Source organism: Luteolibacter sp. (genome assembly GCF_039920825.1).
GTDB lineage: Bacteria > Verrucomicrobiota > Verrucomicrobiia > Verrucomicrobiales > Akkermansiaceae > Luteolibacter.
In genome coordinates, this window is sequence record NZ_JBDSCX010000016.1 from 55,192 (window position 1) to 73,159 (window position 17,968).

Genomic DNA, 17,968 nt, shown 5'->3' on the forward strand with positions numbered 1-17,968 from the left:
TCAGCTCGCCATAAACGAACACGCCGCCACCGCTTGTGCCAACCGGGTCTCTGCCGGGCCACGCACAAGAATCCAGGGACTCCCCTTCTGTCCAATGAGACCCTCTTCAAACCACCGGTGCATCTCGTGACGGATGGCTTCCCCATCTCGCAGCCCGTCCTGGACGAAGGGAATTTCGTCACCCGTCAGCAGATACAAATCCGCCCGGCAGTGCTTCGCCAAATCATTGAGTGCGGGTGAATCGAAGCCCATGTAACGCCGGTGCCACAAGGTCGTGACGAAAGAATTCGTGTCGCAAATGAGGATGCGGTTCGCCTCGCGTGCTGCTAGATCTTCTCGCCGCGTCTGCTCTCTAGCAATTTCCATAAACTCCTCCGTCCTCCAATTTGTCTCACCCCGCGATTGCTTTTCGAAACTGTATTCCCGGCCGTACTCGGCGACCCACCACGTTTTGAAATACTCTGAAAGCGCTTTCGCCAAAGTTGTCGTGCCGGTGGATTCCGCGCCGAGCACCACGATCCGCTTCGCATACCAACCTCGGACCGGCGGTGACAAATGCTCCCACTGCGCGAATGGATCATTTCTAACAATCGTTCCGCTGCACGGCACAGCCTGCCGCGGTTGATCCACCATGACATGACGGCAGCCCATGTGCGCGGCGTAGGCATCGCCATAATGCTCGGAGGTGAATACAGCATCCGGCGCGCGGCCCAGCCAACGGATCGTGTTCTCGGCCCAGACACGCGAATCGTTTTCGTCGTAGCGGTCGTCGATCAGGCGGACATCGGCAGCGGGATGCATTTCCTGAAGCCACGCCTGCCGGAGAGCGCCGGGAACAGGATCGCCCGGCTTTTCACAAACGATGACGACCACCGCCGCGCATCGCGAAATCGCGGTATCGATGAGAAAATGATGGCCGCGATGGGGCGGCAGGAATTTCCCGATCACCACGCCGAGGCCGAATTCTTTCTGCGGATTCATGGCCGTGAAATTTGAAGTTCCTTCTTCCAACGGCAAAGCCCGATCACGCACAGCACGATGAAGCCCGCGTAAAGCACCGCCGTGAGCTGCAGGTGTTTTTGGAAATACAACGGCACGTAGATGAGATCCGCAGCGATCCACAGCCACCAGTTTTCAATCCGTTTCCGACAGAGCAAATACTGCGCGGCCAGGCAGAGCGTGGTGGTTAGAGAATCCAAAAACGGCGCGGTTCCGTTGACCGAGATCAACAATTCACGCAATCCCCACGTTCCGAAAACCAGGAACACCGCGATGCCGATCCATTCATTCCGGGTGCTGCGGGTGACTTCCAGACGCGAGTGATTTTCCCCGCCGCGCAGCCATTGCCACCATCCCCAGATTCCGAGGATGAGATAGACGCCCTGCAATCCCATGTCCGCGAACAGCCGTGTCCGCCAGAACAGGAGTGCGAAAAACAAATTGTTCGCGAGACCGATCGGCCAGTTCCAGATGTTTACGCGCGTGACCAGCCAGACGCAGACCGCTCCCGTCACAAAACCGCACGCTTCCGTGAAATCGATAGAAGCCCACCGAAACCATGATGCTAACAGCAGCAATACGGAGGGCAGAACAAGCAAAGCCGTCTCAAGCCGCTTCGGCTTAGAATTCATCAGGCGATCACCGCCCCCCGTTCGCGCATTTCGGTCACCGCCTTTTCGCAATCGCCCGCCTGCAAATCCACACCTCGGCAGGCAGGGAGATGGAGATTCACCTTGAAGGCACATTCGAGCGCATCAAGCGCCGTGAACTTCACGCAGTAATCCGTCGCCAACCCACAAAGTGTTAGCTCGGTGACGCCCTGGTCACGCAGCCACGCCGCAAGTCCGGTGTCGCCGCGATGGCCGTTGTCGAAGAATCCGCTGTAGCTGTCGATCCGCGCATCGGTTCCCTTCGGAAACACCCTAGCGATCCGCCGTGTCTCCAGCGCTGGAGCGAACAACGCACCACCGGTATTCTGCACGCAATGCACCGGCCACAACGTCTGCGGCAGGCCGTGGAGATCGGCCGGCTCGAAAACATTTCGTCCCGGATGATTCGCCGCGAAACTCCCGTGATCCGCCGGATGCCAATCCTGCGTCGCCACGATCATTTCAAACCGCGGCATCAGCGTATTGACGATCGGGATGATTTCGTCGCCCCCGGAAACCGCGAGCGCGCCGCCGGGCAGGAAGTCGTTCTGGATGTCGATGAGAAGGAGTGCGTGCATGATATTTTGTTAGTAGGGTGGAAAGATTCTGCGAAAGCCGTGAAACAACACGGCGATGAAAAAGAGGATGTTGCGCGGGATGATCAGATAGTTGGCGACGGAAGGAGCTTTCACATGGCATCCTCCACCCGACTCTCCCAATGCGGCTCCAAGCCGCGAGATGTAGTTCACGGTGTAAGGTCTGTCAGAAAGCCTGCACAGCCATTGCGGATTGAATGCCTCCGTCTCGGCTCCCGCGATTCCTCCGGCGATCGCAGCCACGCTGTCGGTATCTCCACCGCAGGCGATGGCCTCGCTGACAATCGTGACGAAATCCCCGCGATGTCGCAGCCAGATGAATAGAACCATCGTCATCGTGTGAACCGCATATCCGGCCACACCCTTGGAAAATCCCATGCCATCCGCGAACTGCCTCACGCTCGATTCTTCCGCGAGAGCCTTCTCGATTTCTTCTATTGGATGATCCCATACCTCGGACACTCCCAACTCCTTCATGCATGTTAGAATCACATCCATCCTCAACTCTCCGTTGGCGGCGAACGCTGCGCAATCCGCAGCCATCATCGCCGCCTCCACTGCTTTGCGATCCGTGTGGGTCAAACGCGTGGAAGCCTCCACAAACGTCGCACGCCGCTGGCTGTCATTGGCGAAATAGACTCCAAGAATCGGCGCTCTCATCACGGGTCCGTTGCCAGCGGAACACACCCCATTGCCGCCGGGTGGAAATCCGATCCAAAGTTTGATGATCGCCTTGGCCGTGGCCAAACCAATCCCGGCGGGAAGACCCGCGAACCACCATTTCAGTTTCGCCGCCAGTCGCTTTTGAAATGCCTTCGGATCACCCCCGCATGACAGCAACGCCTGCGAGGCAAGAATCGTGTGCTCAGTGTCGTCACTGAGCATCCCGTGTCCGAAGAGAAACCGCTGCTCCAAAGGGCCTTTCCATCTCCTGGCGATGCGGACGCGGCTCATTCCCTCCGAAGGCAGTCCCAGTGAGTCGCCGAGAGCCGTTCCTAGCAGGGAGTGGGTGAGTCGGAGGTTCATGTGCATAAGGCTGGCGGATGAAAAAAGAATCACTCCTCAAAATCGATGAATGCCGCCGGAACAAAATCCGTGAGCCAGACTCCGTTGGTGGAAATGTAAAAGTCATGGCCCGCCACGTTCATCTCACGGGCCCGGACAGTCAGAATAACAGGCTGCCCGCGTCTTTTGCCCACCGTGTTCGCGACATCCAGCGAGACGCTGAGATGGACCTGGTGTCTTTGTCCTTTTTGGATTCCTCCCTCGCGGATGCTCGGAAGAAACCGGGCCACGGTTCCGTGATAGAGAATTTCTGGCGGAGGTGTCGGCTGATAGCCCAAATTCACTTCGACCGAATGCCCCTGATTGGCGCGGATCATTTCGCCATCGTCGCTGAAGGCGAATCGCTTCTTGTCATTGGTTTCCACGACCAGTTCCAAAGTTTCGAAATCAAGATGCTGTCCATGCTTGTTCATCGCGGCGATTAGTTCATCGACATTCGTCCAACCGTCCTCCGCAAGCGTGATGCCGATGGTTTCCGGCTGATGTCTGAGGACCAGACTGAGAAAGCGGCTGATCTTGGTAGTTTGTTGTGGATTCATTTCTTTGTAAAAGTTTGGATGACTTTGATTGGTCCGACGATGTGCCGGTTGAATTCGTCAAGTTCCTCAGCCGGTACCCAGAGTTCCTGGTGCATCTGGCCGCCCACCTGCTGGATTTCGTAACGCGAGAGGAATTCGCTATCGACGGCGAACTCCGTCACATAGCCTGATCCCGAATCGCGAACGTTCCATTCACGAGCGATCTGAATGGCGTAAGCTTCATTGGTGACCGGATAGAAAATCGGCTGGCCCGGCAGTCGTGGAGGAAATGCCTTCCATTCGCTGAGACGGATCAGTTCGAGTTCTTCGGGGCCAACCGGACGATAGAGAATTGTGGCATTCATGGGACTAGCAGTTTTTTGTAAAAGTCCAGACTGTGCGCCGAGAAACAGCAGAAGGTGACGACGATGGGATGAACGGATTGTTCCAAAAAATGTCCCACAGTAGCGACTGCGATCGCCGCAGCTTCTTCCACCGGATAGCCATAGACGCCGGTGCTGATGCAGGGAAACGCGATGCTGGAAAGTCCGTGTCGCGCCGCGAGTTCGAGCGAGGTGCGATAGCAGGACGCCAGCTTTTCGCTTTCCCCATGCAACCCGTCCTGCCAGACGGGGCCGACCGTGTGGATGACGTGGCGGGCAAGTAAGCGGTAGCCCTTTGTGATCTTGGCCTGTCCCGTCTTGCATCCGCCGAGCAAACGACATTCGTGAACAAGATCCGGTCCGGCCGCGCGATGGATCGCGCCATCCACGCCGCCTCCTCCAAGCAGGCTTGAGTTGGCGGCGTTTACGATCGCGTCCACATCGAGTGTGGTGATGTCGGCTTGAATGGCTTTCATGATTTTGTCCTATGGGTTGAGTTTTCAAGAAAATGGTTCGATGGATCTATCAAAGAGATTTTTCGCGAAGTCACAGATGAGATCCAAGAGGGCTATTTTCTTTCTCCAGTCCTCGGGAATCCCCTCGATCCCATAACAGGCGCCGGCGAATTGGCCATAAACCGCACCAGTCGTGTCCGCATCGTTTCCCAAATTAACGGCGAGCAATGCACCATCTCGGAAATTGTTGGTATGTTGGAAAGCCCACAGCGCGGCTTCCAACGATTGCACAACGTATCCCGAACCACAGATGTAGGGCGGTTGCTTCGTTTTGAACGAGCCTTCCGCGATGGCGGCGATCTCACTACAAAGATCCCCTTCATTCCACTTGCCCTTCGCGGGATGAAACTGCGGAGACAGCACGGTTTCCTTTTTAGCTCCATTCAACAAAGCTACCAAAATTCCTCCCATGTAGCGGCATGCGTCGATGCAGATGGTTGCCTGATGCGTTGTCCGAGAGCTTTCACCGGAGAGATGGATCGCCAGCTCGGGATCTTGGGAATAAAACAAGGGGACAGGCGCAAGGCGCATGATGGAGCCGTTCCCTGCATCGAGTTTGTGCGAAGGACCGCTGAAAGGATTTCGGCTGCTTTGAAAATCACCCAAAGCTCTTGAAACGGTCCCGCCGATATCGAAACAACAGCCATTCGAGCTGAGGTGCCCGTTTTTCATCCAGTCGAGGTAGCGCTCGCACTGATCCAGTGGATCGAATCCGGACTTGGCTAACAAGCTCTCCGCAAGGCAAAGGGCCATGGAAGTGTCGTCTGTCCATTGGCCGGGCTCCAAACTGAAAGGACCTCCGCCGACGATGTCGTCGATAGGTTCGAAACTTCCCGGGTTGCGAAATTCCAAAGTGGTTCCCAGCGCATCTCCGGCAGCCAAGCCGACAAGGCATCCGATGTGGCGACCCAGACGGGTGGAACTGGTGTTAGTTTTTTCCATTGATGTGTTGTTCGAGTTGTTCCAGTTCCAATTCAAATCCACCGCTGAGGATCGGCCAGCGGCAGCCGGTCTTCGGGTCGAGGTTCTGGTCGTCGAGGTGAAAGCTCGGGGCGTAGCGCTCGCGCTTCCATTGGTTGCGGGACCAGAGCTGGAAGAAGCGGGTGAGCCATTGGAAGAGTTGTAATTCTGGATATTCGGGGAAATCGTGTTGGAGCAGGATGAGAACATCGCCGGGTCCGCGCTTGTCGCGGATGGCGGCGCGTTCGATGGAATCGAGCACCGGATAGGGCATGAGGTCGCTTTCGTCAGTTTGTTCGGCACCGGCAGGGCGGAGTTCGGCGGTGGGTTGTTGTTGGTTGATCACGGAAAGCACCGGGATGTTAGCGTGGCCGTTTTCAAGCAGCGGGCCGTCGGTTTCCAGCCAGCGCAGCCATTTCCGGAGGAACGCTTTGTCGATGCCGGCGATGGGTGCGAGCGAACCGGAAGTGTCTCCATCCATGGTGGCGTAACCGACGCCCGCTTCGCTCCGGTTGCTTGTGGAAAGCAGCAGTGTGTTGGTTAGATTGGCGATCATCCAGATACCTGGCGAGCGAACGCGGGCCTGGATGTTTTGCAAAGCGATATCGTCCCGCTGCCAGTCGATTTCGCGCCCGATGGCTTTGCCGATGAGATCCAGATAGCCTTGATGCAATGTGGTGACATCGAGTTCGTGATGTTGCGGGCCGATCGCTTCCGCCAGAACAGCTGCGGCCTCGCGGGTGATTTCTCCGCTGTTTTCCGTAGCCTGATAGGCAGTGGTCAGGAGTTGGCGGGTGAGCTCGCGCGCGTCCTTCGTTGCCGTGATGAAATGGATTTTATTCACGGCCTCACCATCCTCCAGAACGAGGCGGGCCATCAGGTGGATCAGGCAGACTACAGCAGCGGAATCCGCACCGCCGCTGAGCGAAACGGTGAAACCGCAGGTGTGGCTTTTCCGCAGGTAGTCGAACAGCGCGAGGCTGACCGCGCGGGTGAATTCCTCTTCCTTGAGGGTCAGGGATTTCCCCCAGGCTTCGGTGACGGGGCGGGCGGAGTTTGTCGCTTCGGGCCAATTGAAATCCACGCGCAGGACCGCAGGGTGGTGGGCGTCAGGCAACTGGATGCGATGGCTGGCGGTGCGTGATTGGGCGAGGCGGGTGAGATCGAGATCCACCGTGGCGATGGTGACAAGATGATCGCGATAGGAAAACCTCGGACCTTCTGCCAGAAGCTCGCCCGCGCCGGCGATGAGAGTTTGTCCGTCGTAAATCGCACGACCCGCTTCGTTTCCTAGCAGATTGGAATAAACATAACTCACCCCGAAGGCTCGGGATCCTTCAATGACGAAGCGGCGGCGGATTTCACGTTTCCCGAAAGCAAAGTGACTGGCACTGGGATTGAGAATGATATCCACCGCTTGCGCCGCAAGATCTCCTCCCGGACGACGGGCGACCCAGGCGTCCTCACAGATTTCAAATCCCAGCCGGACACCGCCCACATCGATCACCAGATCTCCGATGGGGATTTCCTCGGCATTGTCAGGTGCATGGAAAACATCCCGGACCTGCAGCGGCCATGGCTTGAACCAGCGCGGCTCATAATGAATGCCATCGCCCGCGAGGTGGCGCTTGCAAACGAGTGCGACGAGTTTTCCATCCACTGCGAGACCTGCGGCGTTGAAAACCGTGTTGTGATGGAAAACCGGAAGTCCTAACGAAACGACGAGCCCACTCGTGTCCGGCAGAATTTCACGCAAGACGATCCATGCCTGCGCGTGGGTGTTCGGCGAGAGGAATGCGTCCTCGCATCCATAGCCGGCGATGCAAAGTTCCGGTAGGCAGACGATGACAGCACCCGCTGCGCGGGCATCGGAAATGGCCGCACGGATGTTTGCGGCGTTGGATCTCCACGCGAGCGGTGTTTGATTCAGCGCGGTGGCTGCGAGTGAAATGGTTTTCATCAGGGACGGGTTTTCCGGACGAGTTCGATTTTCTTCTGATGGAGTCCGGCTTCCAATCCTGCCGGGTAGTTGTGCGGATTTGCGAGGCGTCTGATGCTGGGATTGAGCGCGGCGAGTTGAGCGAGGCAACGGGCCCGTGAGTCAGCGAGCGTTGGCAATTCGCTAACAAGCCCGCCGTTCCGAAAAAGCGGTTGCAGCAAATCCTCGTGAGCCGTGCCAGCCGGGATCGTCGTGTGACGGAGTATTTCCGCAGGATCGACGATGCTGCATGGCTCGGGACAACCCTGCTCAGCGTCGTAAATCGCATCGGCGATGAATTGTCCATCGCGTGAGAAACGGCGGATCTGTTGGAGTCCGGGCGTGGAAACCTTGATGCCCTGTTCGCTCAGCTTGATGCGGGGTTGCCAGTTTCCGGCGTCGTTGCGGACGGCGGCGAGTTTGTAAACCCCGCCGAGAGCGGCTTGGTCGCCGCCAGTGACGAGCTTGGTGCCGACGCCCCATACGCTGATTTTCGCGCCCTGATGCTTCAGGCTTTCGATGATATTCTCATCGAGATCGTTCGACGCGACGATGGCTGCATCCGGGAAACCTCCTTCATCGAGAATGACGCGAGCCTGTTGGCTGAGCCAGGCAAGGTCGCCCGAATCCAACCTAATGCCTAGCAGGCGGTGACCGGTCTCACGCAGCTTGATGCCCATCTTCACCGCATTGCAAACGCCTTCCAGCGTGTCGTAGGTATCGACGAGGAACGTGCAGTTTCCCGGCAGCGCGGCGGCGTATTGTTCGAAGGCTTCGAGCTCGGTATCGAACGACATTACCCATGAATGCGCGTGGGTCCCCTTGACCGGTATACCGAAAACTTTTCCAGCCAGTACATTCGAGGTGGTTGCGCAGCCACCGATGTGTGCGGCGCGGCTGGCGGTTAGCGCTCCGTCCGGCCCTTGAGCGCGGCGCAGTCCCATTTCCAGCACCGGCTGGCCTTGTGCCGCCTGGCAAACGCGGGCGGCCTTGGTGGCGATGAGTGTTTGGAAATTGATGATGTTGAGCAGCGCCGTCTCTAGCAGCTGGCATTGCAGGATCGGACCTGTGATGCGTAGGATCGGTTGATGAGGAAAAACGAGTGTTCCTTCCGGCAGCGCATCGATGTTCACGCTGAGCCGGAGTTTTCCGAGGTAGCCGAGGAAATCGGGCACCAGCAACTGCGCGTTTTCCGAATCCCGAAGTGTGGCGAGATATTCCAGATCGTCTTCTTCGAATCGGAAACCCTTCAACCATTCCACGGCGCTGCCGAGACCTCCGGCGACCGCGTAGCCGCCTTTGAAAGGCAACGTGCGGAAAAAAAGATGGAACACGGCCTCCTGCTCGGACCGGCCGCTCGCATGATAGGCGGCCGCCATCGTGAGTTGATAGAGATCGGTTAAAAGCGGGTTGTTCGTGTTCATAGGTCGAAGATGAATCCCTTGCGGGTGAGTGCCTGGTATTTGCGCTGGTCGAAACGGAAAAGCTGCGCGGGACGTCGGGAGCCAACGGTGGTGGATTCGTCCAGCGCGACTAACAAATCGAGAGCGAGTAGTTTTTTGCGAAAATTGCGTTTATCGAGTTCCCTGCCGAGGATCGCTTCGTAAAGCGCTTGGAACTGCGAGAGCGTGAATTTTTTCGGCAACAGCTCGAAGCCGACCGGTTGCCAGCGAATTTTCCCTCTCAGCCGGTCGAGCGCGATTTTCAGAATCTCCTCATGGTCGAAAGCGAGTGATGGAGCGTTTTCCACTTCGAACCAAGCAGCCTCGGCGGCATCGGTCGCTGCGGCAGGAAGGTGATCGGCACGACGGACGAGGGCGAAATAAGCGACGCTGATCACCCGCTCGCGCGGGTCGCGTTCGATTTCGCCGAAGGTGTAAAGCTGCTCCTGATAGATCTCCCGGAGTCCGGTTTCCTCCTCCAACTCTCGACGGGCGGCCGCGTCCAACGTTTCATCGGGCAGGACGAATCCGCCGGGAAGCGCCCAGTGGTTTTTGAATGGCTCGATACCACGGCGAATCAACAGGACTTTAAGCGCGCCCTCGTCGAACCCGAATACGGCACAATCCACCGTGATCGCGGCACGCGGGTATTCGTAGGTGAAAGGCATGCACGGCTAATAAGTGTATAACATACACCTGTAAAGCCATCTTTTATAATTCAAGTTTCCCGATACTCTTTTACTCTAGCCACCGCCTTCACCGCGGCGGCGAGCAGGCACTCGTTGAGGGCGGGGTGGACGTAGATGGTTTCCGCGAGTTCGCGGACATCGTTTTTCAGTTTCATCACGGTGATGACCTGATGGATCAGCGTCGAGGACTCGGGGCCGACGAGGTGGCAGCCGAGGATCGAGTAGTCCTCCGGTGAAACTAACAATTTCACCCGTGGGTAGTCGATGCGCATGGCCATCGCCCGCGCGCTGGCGAGCCAGTCTTCGAAGACGGAGACGTAGGGAGTGCCGTTCTTTTTGAGTTGGTCTTCGGCAAATCCAACGGCCGCGACTTCAGGATGGGAAAATACGGCCCGGCCTAACGGAGTTTCGTCGATCGCGGCGGTTTCACCTTTAAGGAATTTTTCGCGGAGAAACTGGACTTCGAAAGCCGCGGCGTGCTGGAGCATGTAACGGCCGTTGATGTCGCCTGCGGCATAGATTCCGAGAACCGAGGTTTCGAGGTGTTCGTCGACCGGGATAAAGCCTCTCGCGTCGGTGGAGATTCCGGTTTGGTCCAATCCGACCATGTCGCTATTCGGAATGCGGCCGATGGCGAATAGCACGCGTTCTGCTTGGAATGTCTCTTCGCCAGCGGTGGTTTCGAAAGTTGCGGTGAACTGTCCGTCGGAATGGGTGAGGTGGCCTAGCTTCGAGTGGAAATGCGTTTGGACGTGTTTGCCGAATTCGGTTTGGAAAACCTCCTCGACCTGTGCGTCCTCCTTTCCTAACAAACGATTCTTGCGGGCGAACAGCGAGGTTTCCACTCCAAGCGCCGAGAAGAAGGCGGCCATCTCCGTGGCGATAACGCCGCCGCCGATGACGAGCAGGCTTTTCGGTGGTTCGTCATTGAGAGGGAAAAGGTTGTCGCTGGTCCACACCGGAAGGTTCGCGAACGGCGGAGGCGTGGGACGGGAACCCGTGGCGATGACAATTTTCTCCGCGGTCAACGTGCGTCCGGCGGCTTCGATTTGTTTGTGTCCGGTAAAACGTCCTTCACTGCGGATCAAGGTCACCCCCGCGTCAAGAACACGCTTTTCGTATCGACCGTCCACTCCACTGACGTAATGGTTCACGCTGTCGAAAATTTTCCGGAGATCCGCGCCTTTGTACTCGGCATTGATGAAATGCCTGCCCGCTTCCCTCGCATGGCGGGCTGCGTCAGCGAAACCGATGAGAAGCTTCGATGGCACGCAGCCGCGGTTCGGACAGGTGCCGCCTAACCGATCACGCTCGACGAGGGCGGTTTTCCATCCTTCCTTGGCCGCGGCGATTGCGAGATTCGCGGCACGGCCGCCGCCGAGCACGATGAGGTCGTAGATTTCGGTCATGGCAGCTTGTGGATCAGACTTTCGAGTTCTTCACGAAATATGAAATACGGATTACGAAAAGCCATGGAAATTCCCGAGGAAAGACGAAACACGCCGGGCCTGGGATTTGAAAGGACGGCAGGCTACGTCACCGCAAACCCATTCACTGAAGTCTCCTGATGTCGTCAAATTTAGGAGTTTTTAAGGTTGATCTTTATTATGCGATTTTATGCAATTTGTGTTCCTGAAACCTGCCATGAACCACTACAGAAACCGCCGAAATTTTCTTCTATCCGCTTTTGCCTTCTCGTCGCTTGCCGCAGCCGGCGAGTCTGTCATCGTACCCTGCGACCAACCGGTGAAGAGCAAAAAACGCGGAGTATGCGTCAACGAAGCCAGCGCCAAGGATTTCATGGCCCTCTCCCCCGGCGTCTCGTGGTATTACACGTGGCACTTCAAGGATACCAACCACGCTCCCGATGCGGCGAAAATCAAATTCCTGCCGATGGCCTGGGGCGACCGCCCTTCAGACCTTGCGGGCCTCGACGAATACCTGAAATCCAACAAGCCGTCCGCCGTCCTCGCCATCAACGAGCCGAACCTGAAGGGACAAGCATTCATCAGTCCCGAGGCCACGGCCGAACTCTATCAGAAAATCAAGGCGATTGCCGATCGTCACGGAGTTCCGGTGATCGGGCCGCACATGGCACTCGGTTCGGCGGAAGGCGACAGCATCACCGCAATGGATCCCATCGACAAAAAGAATGTGACCTACACCTTCATGACGCCGTTCCTCAAGGCGTTCCAGCACTTCGCCGGGAAAACCGAAATCCTCGCAGTGGCTGCCCACAGCTATGGGAACTTCGGAGAACTCAAGTGGATGATTGGAATGATGCACAAGGAATTCAACCGCCCGGTCTGGGTAACGGAGTTCAATAGCTGGCAAGCAAGCGACCCGAATGCGGAAATCGAGTATATGATCCAATCCGTGGATTTGATGGAGCGCGAACCGTATGTCCAGGGCTATGCCTGGTTCAAGGAGCGCGCGAAGGACAACGCCAAGATCAGCCTATTGGGAAAAGAGTCGGGAACTCTCACGGAACTGGGAAATCTCTACGTCAACATGCCGGTCCACGATCCTGACATTTTCTATCGCATGCCTGGCCGCATCCAGGCCGAGTCGTACACCACCGCGCAGGATCCGGAAATCGCCCGGACGAAGGACACCGACGGGCTGTTGGAAATGAAGGTGCTGGATTCCAAGTCGACGCTGGACTATCAGTTGTTCTGCGAGAGCGGCGGAACATTCCCCGCGAAGCTCCGGCTGGCCACCAGGGAAGGCGCGAAGATCGAGCTTCTTTCAGGCGAACGCGTGCTGGCCACCTTCACCGGGACTTCCACCGGTTGGCAGACTTTGAGCACATCAATCTCGCTTCCCGCCGGGAAATCGACAGTCCGGCTCCGCCCCGACAGCGCGGCTCGCTTGAACTGGATCGAGCTTGCCGGCAAATAGCCATTTGATCGACCAGGCAAGCCCGGGCTCGTCTCGGGCTTGCTTTCTTCTCATCGAATGGATGCCTACAGATTGTCCCGTCGCGCGAGGTGCCGATGAAAGACGATCGACCTCAGTTCATATGCTCTGGCGATTCGGGATTGTAGCGCAGCGGAGATAGCCGGAGGCAATCTGCCGTAGCTCGGGTTCAAACGCACAGTCAGCTTATCGATTCCCACATCACCTGCACTTTCATTCGCCGCGGCTGCTGCGACGGGTTGCGAGGTCTTCCCGCATTGTGGTGCAGATGTGCTCGTTCAACCCGTAGAGAAGGAAAAAGGCGGAGAGTAGTAACAACCCAACAGCAGGAATAAGGCTGACGAGTAATAGGATGCCGCGGATGGATTCAGGTGTCTGCTCGGCATTCGGAACATAACCGAAAGCCGAGATCAGGAATCCGGCAAACGCCGCGCCCACGCCCATGCCCGCCTTCTGCGCGCAAGTCGTGGCGGAAAAAACGACTCCCGTGGTGCGGACGTTATATTTCCATTCGTGGTAGTCCGCGGTGTCGGCAACGAGGGCCCAAAACAATGTGGCGTTGATGCCGGTGACGATCATCCCCAATATCATGAAGGCATACACTAGGGACGTCTGGTCGGGCTTGATCCAATAAAACGGAATCGCGGTCAGCGCCACCAATGCCAGGCTGGTGACGAACGACCATTTCTTGCCGATGGCCTTCACTGCATACTTGGTCATCATCGCACCGAAGATCATGGCCAGCCCGCTGACGAGAAAATACGTGCCGATACGATCGCCGTCCCATTTCAGATAGTTCTTGAGATAATAGATGTTCGCCGTGCCGCGAACGACGGCGAAGGTGATGTTAATGATGCCGGTGACGAACATCATGATCCAGTGGCGATTCAGGAAAAGCGTCTTGAGATCCTCCGTCAGCTTCGTCTTCTGGTCCGCCGGCGGATGGATGCGTTCAGTAGTAGTTAGAAACGAAATCAGAAAGAGCACCACGGCGATGGCACTGAAAAGCATGACGGTGCGTTGTGCCCCGAGCTGCTGGCTGCCGCTGCCGAATTTCACGATGAGAACCATGAAGGACGAGTTTGCGATGATGCCGCCGATCTGTGCGAGAGCCATCCGGTAGCTGTTGAGACTGGTGCGTTCCAGCGGATCATCCGTCATCACTCCGGACAGCGCTCCATAGGGAATGTTGATCGCGGAGTAGAGCAGCATCAACAGATTGTAGGTGACCCATGCCCAGACCAGTTTGCCCGCAGGACTGATATCGGGTGTGGTGAATGCCAAAACAAACACGATCGCCAGCGGCACGCTCAACCAAACCAGATAAGGACGAAAGCGGCCCCATCTGGACGTGGTGCGGTCGGCCATCGCGCCGATGAAAAAGTCCACCACGCCATCCGTACTGCGTGCGAACAACAGCATCGTTCCCGCCGCCGCAGCAGTGATACCGAAGATGTCCGTGTAATAGAACATGATGAAGTTCATCATGAGCGCCCACACGAAGTTGCTGGCGGTGTCTCCGAGGCCGTAGCCGACCTTTTCCTTGATGGATAGTTTCATGGGTTCAATGACGGACAATCCGGCTTTCGGAAATGATCACACTTAACCGAAGGATCCGGCCGGATCTTTCGAAAAGTTCCCGGCTTTCCGCAACCGGCAGATGCGATCCCGCGTGGCGGGTGGTGGCACCGTCATGCCACTCGACGGAGATGGACGGCGAGTGGCCGATCTGATAAAAAACCGGAACTTGGAACAACGTGAAGGCCAGTGTCCGCGCCACCAGATTCGAATGGTGGACCCCGCCATCAATTCCGACATGTTCGAAAACATGAGGAGCCGCGAAAAACTCGTCGGGCTTCAGCAGCGTGGGCTCGAAGGAGAGCGCGCCACCGGTGACCGAAACACCGAGTTCGCCCATCCGGGTGAGGATCTCTTCCTTCACCTGACCGGTCATCCCCGGCTGTTGCGCTCCCTGATGGCGAGGTGAATGGGAATAGGGATCGGTTGGAAACGCGCCGTAAGTCCGTGCGTCCTTGGTGAAACCAAGCCCGTTGCGGATCGCTTCATAATCCTCCGCCAGACCGGACGCCGCGGGGTTCCTGCGGGTTTCCTGAACGTGCAGCTCCTGCACAGCTAACAACAGCTTCGCTATCATGTGCCAGTAGATGCTGCCGAGTCCTTCGAAAGCAAACATCGCACCGCTGCGGCCGGTGAATGCGTGGTGGCGGAAGACCTCCTCCCACAGGGCGAGCACCGCTTCCCGGTCGCGGTTCACGGCGCTTTCCCACTCCGGATTGCGGGCGAGGCGGTCGAGGGTTTCACGTAGGTCCCGCTCGTTGGTTAGATCGGCGTTGAAATGTGCGTTGCCTTCCCCGTCGACTCTCACAAGGCTGTATTGGCCCGCCGCCACAAGGGTTGCAAGCAACGGGGCCGTCCGCTCCCAGCCAGTCGGCAGCATATTGCGGTCGAGGAAAGCGGCGACCTTCTTGTCCGGATAGAGCAGATAGCTGTTCTGATCCTCCCGATAGATCTCACTGCAGCGCATTCCGGTGAGGAGCTGGCTGGCTTCCTTCGGATCCAGCAGTCCGCTGCTGAGAGCTGCGACCTGGCCCTCCAACATGATCTGGAGGTGGCTGACAGTTGCGGACTCTCCGACAAGACCCAGCAGATTGTAGCTGTGGAACAAGCCGTCATCGCGGCGGTTCGCCACCAGTGTGACATCGATGGCTTTCAACGCGGCGGCGATAAAAGCACGGACCCGCGGGATTTTCAGACTGCCTTTGGCGAACGGCTTTCGCTGATAGACCTGCTTGCGATAAACCTCGCCCGCCCGGCCCAGAGCCACGACACATTTGAAACGTGCGGCATCATCCAGGTCGACCGCGGCATTCGGAAGAACGGATGAAAGCTTGTCCAACAGCTCGATCACCGGCTCTGAAACTGTCACAGCGTCCAGCGGACAGTGATCCAGAAGGGTATCGAGAAATCCGAGATAACGGCGGAGATAACAAACCGTGACGACCGACAATCCCCAACCGGCAAGCGCGTTGTTGGCATCGTTCCATTCGGGACGTTGGGTATTGAGCCAGATCCCTCCACCGGGCACGAAATTGCCCAGCTTCACTAACAGCGGAACGAGCAGTTTCTCGGCAAGGGTGACGTGCTCCGGTCTGCCATCCGCACCGGCGAGAAGCTTCCCGTCGCCGCCGATCTTCGACGCGCGGGCCATCAGATGTTCGTGAAGCGGTTCATTGAAATCGATGGAATGCCGAGGGTCGCGCATCAAGTCGTCGAGACCACGGATCTCGTAGGGCACGTTGGCATACGCATAGTGGCTGTCGTTGAGGGATGACGCCAGTTTTCCGGGCTGAAACCGCTCCTGCCCCTCCAACAGCCGGAGCAGATAGATAATCTGGTGATCGCCCCAGTAACCGATGTGGCTCCACGGGTCCTTGGGATTGTGGACCTCCCAATCGATGCCCTCGCGGGTGATGCGGTAGGGATTGTATCCGTCGGCTGTCGACGCGTTGAGGAACACCGAGATCATCGAGCCGAAGCACAGCGGATAGCTGTGGGCGAGCGTTTCCCAGTTTTGGAAAATATCCCGCCAGTTTCCGGAGTATCCGAGCAGCGGCTGGCCGTCGCCATCCTTGGTGTGGATTTCGAAGCGGTTCCACGGCCGGCTCGGATCACCATGGCGGCGGCTGAACGAGAGCGGAAGGTATTCGTTCGCAAGCCTGACGAGCTGCGGATCGCCGAAGTTGGCGGCCGCCTCTTCAAGCCGGGCCAGCGTGTCACGCTCGGGGAGTTTTGATAGATCCTGCTGGTGGCTCTCCAGCAACTGCGAGTTGCGGGATTTCAGATAGGCGATGAAATCGGTCCGCGTGAAATGATAGCCGTCCGCCAGAATGCCGCCGCGCATGCTGTTGAAAAGCACGTTGGCGAAATGATGGACGCTCGCGGCGCGATCCGCAGTCTGTTGGAGACCGTCTGCTCCCGCGATGCGCTTTTTCAGCCCTTCGAGATTGGCATTCATGTCCGCGCGTAGCCGGATGGCGAGCTGGGCCGGGTTTGCAAGAAGTTGTTTGAGTTCGACGACTCCGGCATGGTCGAGGGACCCGGCCGCCACGGCAAACCACTTGTAGCTACCGCTGCCCGCGAGTTTGAACTCGGTAGCGACCAGATGAGCCCCGAACTCGCCGCGCACTTCCTTCTCGGCGACGACGGCCTGCCCGCGACGGAACGGATTGAGCTGGCGATCGGATAGTAACAGAACCGGTTCGTGATGGCCGAGTGTCCACGCGCAGGTGACTCGCAGGGACTCGCAGGGTTCCGCGCGGTCGGTGATACCGCAGTTCAACGTGTAGATGCCAAGGCCCGTCCCCGGCACCACTTCATGGCGCATGTAAGCGGACGCGAGATAACTGTAACGGGCGTAAATGTCCTGAGTGACGCCAGCGGGAAGCAGGTGATGCCAACCGTCCAGCATCCGGATCGTGCGGGAGTTCTCATGCAGGTTCTCGAGCACGCATGAGCGGATCAGTCCGAATTTTTCACCGTTTTCAAGACTCCAGCGCAACCGCAGACCGAGGCGGTGATGGATTTCCTCAAACACCACTTTGGTACCGCAGGCGTGTTTGTAAAGATGGCGGCTCACGTCCGCATCCGCCGGCCCGTTAGACCATGGCACCCAGCTGTCGTTGTCGACGAGGATGACCGTCATCACTCCGGCGGCGCGCGGTTGGGCGAGAATCCTGTCGGCGGTCTGATAGGGAAAAATCGCCTGGTCGGGATTTCCACGTCCTGCGGTGAAACCGCCATTGCTGCCGACAAACAACCAGCCATCCGAATCCGAAACCACGCTCATCAGGAATGGCGGCATGCGGTCCACATCACGGATGCAGAGAAACGGTTCGCCATCGATCTGGACGAAATCCGGATCAGCCTGCCGGGTCCGGGTGGAAACGGATGAGTGGGGTGCGCTGGCTTTCTTGGTCGAGGTCGCTTCACTTGTGTGGCCCCTGGCCGGAGCGACGGAAGCGGCTTCGATAGATAGACTTTCAGGATTCAATTCGATGCAGGGTGTTAAATTGGAAGATGGGGGAATCTGGCGGAGCGTGTGTGCCAATCCATGCGGGCCGCAATTCGCTTAAAATCAAAGCTGACGAACTGAATGGGCTTAACGATGGAACGCATGTTCAACTGAATCTGATCTACGGAATTGTAATCTCCGCGGTGGTAGCCAGCAAGCGTA

General features: G+C 57.6%; 15 protein-coding genes. 1 reads left to right on the plus strand and 14 read right to left on the minus strand.

The annotated features are described in order from the left end of the window. Genes ABIQ96_RS03980 through ABIQ96_RS04035 form a run of 12 tightly spaced genes read right to left on the minus strand, consistent with a single transcriptional unit; the run spans position 1 to position 11,204 of the window. Complete coding sequence (locus ABIQ96_RS03980) at positions 1-981, minus strand: AAA family ATPase (RefSeq protein WP_348213256.1); 981 nt, start codon at positions 979-981, stop codon at positions 1-3. Continuing rightward, positions 978-1,631, minus strand: a complete 654-nt coding sequence (gene pnuC, locus ABIQ96_RS03985; protein ID WP_348213257.1) for a nicotinamide riboside transporter PnuC — start codon at positions 1,629-1,631, stop codon at positions 978-980. Before pnuC ends, ABIQ96_RS03980 begins: the two co-directional genes overlap by 4 nt. Next, the gene (pncA, locus tag ABIQ96_RS03990) at positions 1,631-2,227 is read right to left on the minus strand and encodes a bifunctional nicotinamidase/pyrazinamidase (RefSeq protein WP_348213258.1); all 597 of its coding nucleotides are present in this window, start codon (positions 2,225-2,227) and stop codon (positions 1,631-1,633) included. The genes pnuC and pncA overlap by 1 nt, the downstream gene beginning before the upstream one ends. A 9-nt stretch (positions 2,228-2,236) precedes the next feature. Further along, entirely contained in the window at positions 2,237-3,271 is a 1,035-nt protein-coding gene (locus tag ABIQ96_RS03995) for an ADP-ribosylglycohydrolase family protein (protein ID WP_348213259.1), read from the minus strand. A 29-nt stretch (positions 3,272-3,300) separates the two neighbouring features. Continuing rightward, on the minus strand, positions 3,301-3,849 hold the full coding sequence (locus ABIQ96_RS04000) for an RNA 2'-phosphotransferase (RefSeq protein WP_348213260.1): 549 nt from the start codon (positions 3,847-3,849) through the stop codon (positions 3,301-3,303). Continuing rightward, positions 3,846-4,193, minus strand: coding sequence for a hypothetical protein (locus ABIQ96_RS04005; protein WP_348213261.1), 348 nt, complete (start codon positions 4,191-4,193; stop codon positions 3,846-3,848). The genes ABIQ96_RS04000 and ABIQ96_RS04005 overlap by 4 nt, the downstream gene beginning before the upstream one ends. After that, the gene (locus tag ABIQ96_RS04010; protein ID WP_348213262.1) at positions 4,190-4,687 is read right to left on the minus strand and encodes an O-acetyl-ADP-ribose deacetylase; all 498 of its coding nucleotides are present in this window, start codon (positions 4,685-4,687) and stop codon (positions 4,190-4,192) included. The genes ABIQ96_RS04005 and ABIQ96_RS04010 overlap by 4 nt, the downstream gene beginning before the upstream one ends. 24 nt (positions 4,688-4,711) lie before the next feature. Next, positions 4,712-5,668, minus strand: coding sequence for an ADP-ribosylglycohydrolase family protein (locus tag ABIQ96_RS04015; protein WP_348213263.1), 957 nt, complete (start codon positions 5,666-5,668; stop codon positions 4,712-4,714). Then, positions 5,655-7,646 (minus strand): NAD(+) synthase, encoded by a 1,992-nt coding sequence (nadE, locus tag ABIQ96_RS04020; protein WP_348213264.1) that lies wholly within the window; start codon positions 7,644-7,646, stop codon positions 5,655-5,657. Before nadE ends, ABIQ96_RS04015 begins: the two co-directional genes overlap by 14 nt. Then, entirely contained in the window at positions 7,646-9,088 is a 1,443-nt protein-coding gene (locus tag ABIQ96_RS04025; protein ID WP_348213265.1) for a nicotinate phosphoribosyltransferase, read from the minus strand. The genes nadE and ABIQ96_RS04025 overlap by 1 nt, the downstream gene beginning before the upstream one ends. Next, entirely contained in the window at positions 9,085-9,774 is a 690-nt protein-coding gene (locus tag ABIQ96_RS04030) for an NUDIX domain-containing protein (protein WP_348213266.1), read from the minus strand. Before ABIQ96_RS04030 ends, ABIQ96_RS04025 begins: the two co-directional genes overlap by 4 nt. 50 nt (positions 9,775-9,824) lie before the next feature. Then, positions 9,825-11,204 (minus strand): FAD-dependent oxidoreductase, encoded by a 1,380-nt coding sequence (locus ABIQ96_RS04035; protein WP_348213267.1) that lies wholly within the window; start codon positions 11,202-11,204, stop codon positions 9,825-9,827. Between the two features lie 235 nt (positions 11,205-11,439). Between ABIQ96_RS04035 and ABIQ96_RS04040 the strand changes: the two genes are divergently transcribed. Continuing rightward, on the plus strand, positions 11,440-12,696 hold the full coding sequence (locus ABIQ96_RS04040; RefSeq protein WP_348213268.1) for a glycosyl hydrolase: 1,257 nt from the start codon (positions 11,440-11,442) through the stop codon (positions 12,694-12,696). A 231-nt stretch (positions 12,697-12,927) separates the two neighbouring features. On the opposite strand, the gene ABIQ96_RS04045 is transcribed toward ABIQ96_RS04040, so the two are convergent. Together ABIQ96_RS04045 and ABIQ96_RS04050 are read right to left on the minus strand one after the other, a co-directional pair. Next, the gene (locus ABIQ96_RS04045) at positions 12,928-14,274 is read right to left on the minus strand and encodes an MFS transporter (RefSeq protein WP_348213269.1); all 1,347 of its coding nucleotides are present in this window, start codon (positions 14,272-14,274) and stop codon (positions 12,928-12,930) included. A 4-nt stretch (positions 14,275-14,278) separates the two neighbouring features. Further along, the gene (locus ABIQ96_RS04050) at positions 14,279-17,785 is read right to left on the minus strand and encodes a hypothetical protein (protein ID WP_348213270.1); all 3,507 of its coding nucleotides are present in this window, start codon (positions 17,783-17,785) and stop codon (positions 14,279-14,281) included. Positions 17,786-17,968 lie beyond the last annotated feature (183 nt).

Bases quoted from the DNA above. Each gene is read 5' to 3' on its own strand.
- ABIQ96_RS03980 (WP_348213256.1), bottom strand. From the start codon at position 981: ATGAATCCGCAGAAAGAATTCGGCCTCGGCGTGGTGATCGGGAAATTC.
- pnuC (WP_348213257.1), bottom strand. From the start codon at position 1,631: ATGAATTCTAAGCCGAAGCGGCTTGAGACGGCTTTGCTTGTTCTGCCC.
- pncA (WP_348213258.1), bottom strand. From the start codon at position 2,227: ATGCACGCACTCCTTCTCATCGACATCCAGAACGACTTCCTGCCCGGC.
- ABIQ96_RS03995 (WP_348213259.1), bottom strand. From the start codon at position 3,271: ATGAACCTCCGACTCACCCACTCCCTGCTAGGAACGGCTCTCGGCGAC.
- ABIQ96_RS04000 (WP_348213260.1), bottom strand. From the start codon at position 3,849: ATGAATCCACAACAAACTACCAAGATCAGCCGCTTTCTCAGTCTGGTC.
- ABIQ96_RS04005 (WP_348213261.1), bottom strand. From the start codon at position 4,193: ATGAATGCCACAATTCTCTATCGTCCGGTTGGCCCCGAAGAACTCGAA.
- ABIQ96_RS04010 (WP_348213262.1), bottom strand. From the start codon at position 4,687: ATGAAAGCCATTCAAGCCGACATCACCACACTCGATGTGGACGCGATC.
- ABIQ96_RS04015 (WP_348213263.1), bottom strand. From the start codon at position 5,668: ATGGAAAAAACTAACACCAGTTCCACCCGTCTGGGTCGCCACATCGGA.
- nadE (WP_348213264.1), bottom strand. From the start codon at position 7,646: ATGAAAACCATTTCACTCGCAGCCACCGCGCTGAATCAAACACCGCTC.
- ABIQ96_RS04025 (WP_348213265.1), bottom strand. From the start codon at position 9,088: ATGAACACGAACAACCCGCTTTTAACCGATCTCTATCAACTCACGATG.
- ABIQ96_RS04030 (WP_348213266.1), bottom strand. From the start codon at position 9,774: ATGCCTTTCACCTACGAATACCCGCGTGCCGCGATCACGGTGGATTGT.
- ABIQ96_RS04035 (WP_348213267.1), bottom strand. From the start codon at position 11,204: ATGACCGAAATCTACGACCTCATCGTGCTCGGCGGCGGCCGTGCCGCG.
- ABIQ96_RS04040 (WP_348213268.1), top strand. From the start codon at position 11,440: ATGAACCACTACAGAAACCGCCGAAATTTTCTTCTATCCGCTTTTGCC.
- ABIQ96_RS04045 (WP_348213269.1), bottom strand. From the start codon at position 14,274: ATGAAACTATCCATCAAGGAAAAGGTCGGCTACGGCCTCGGAGACACC.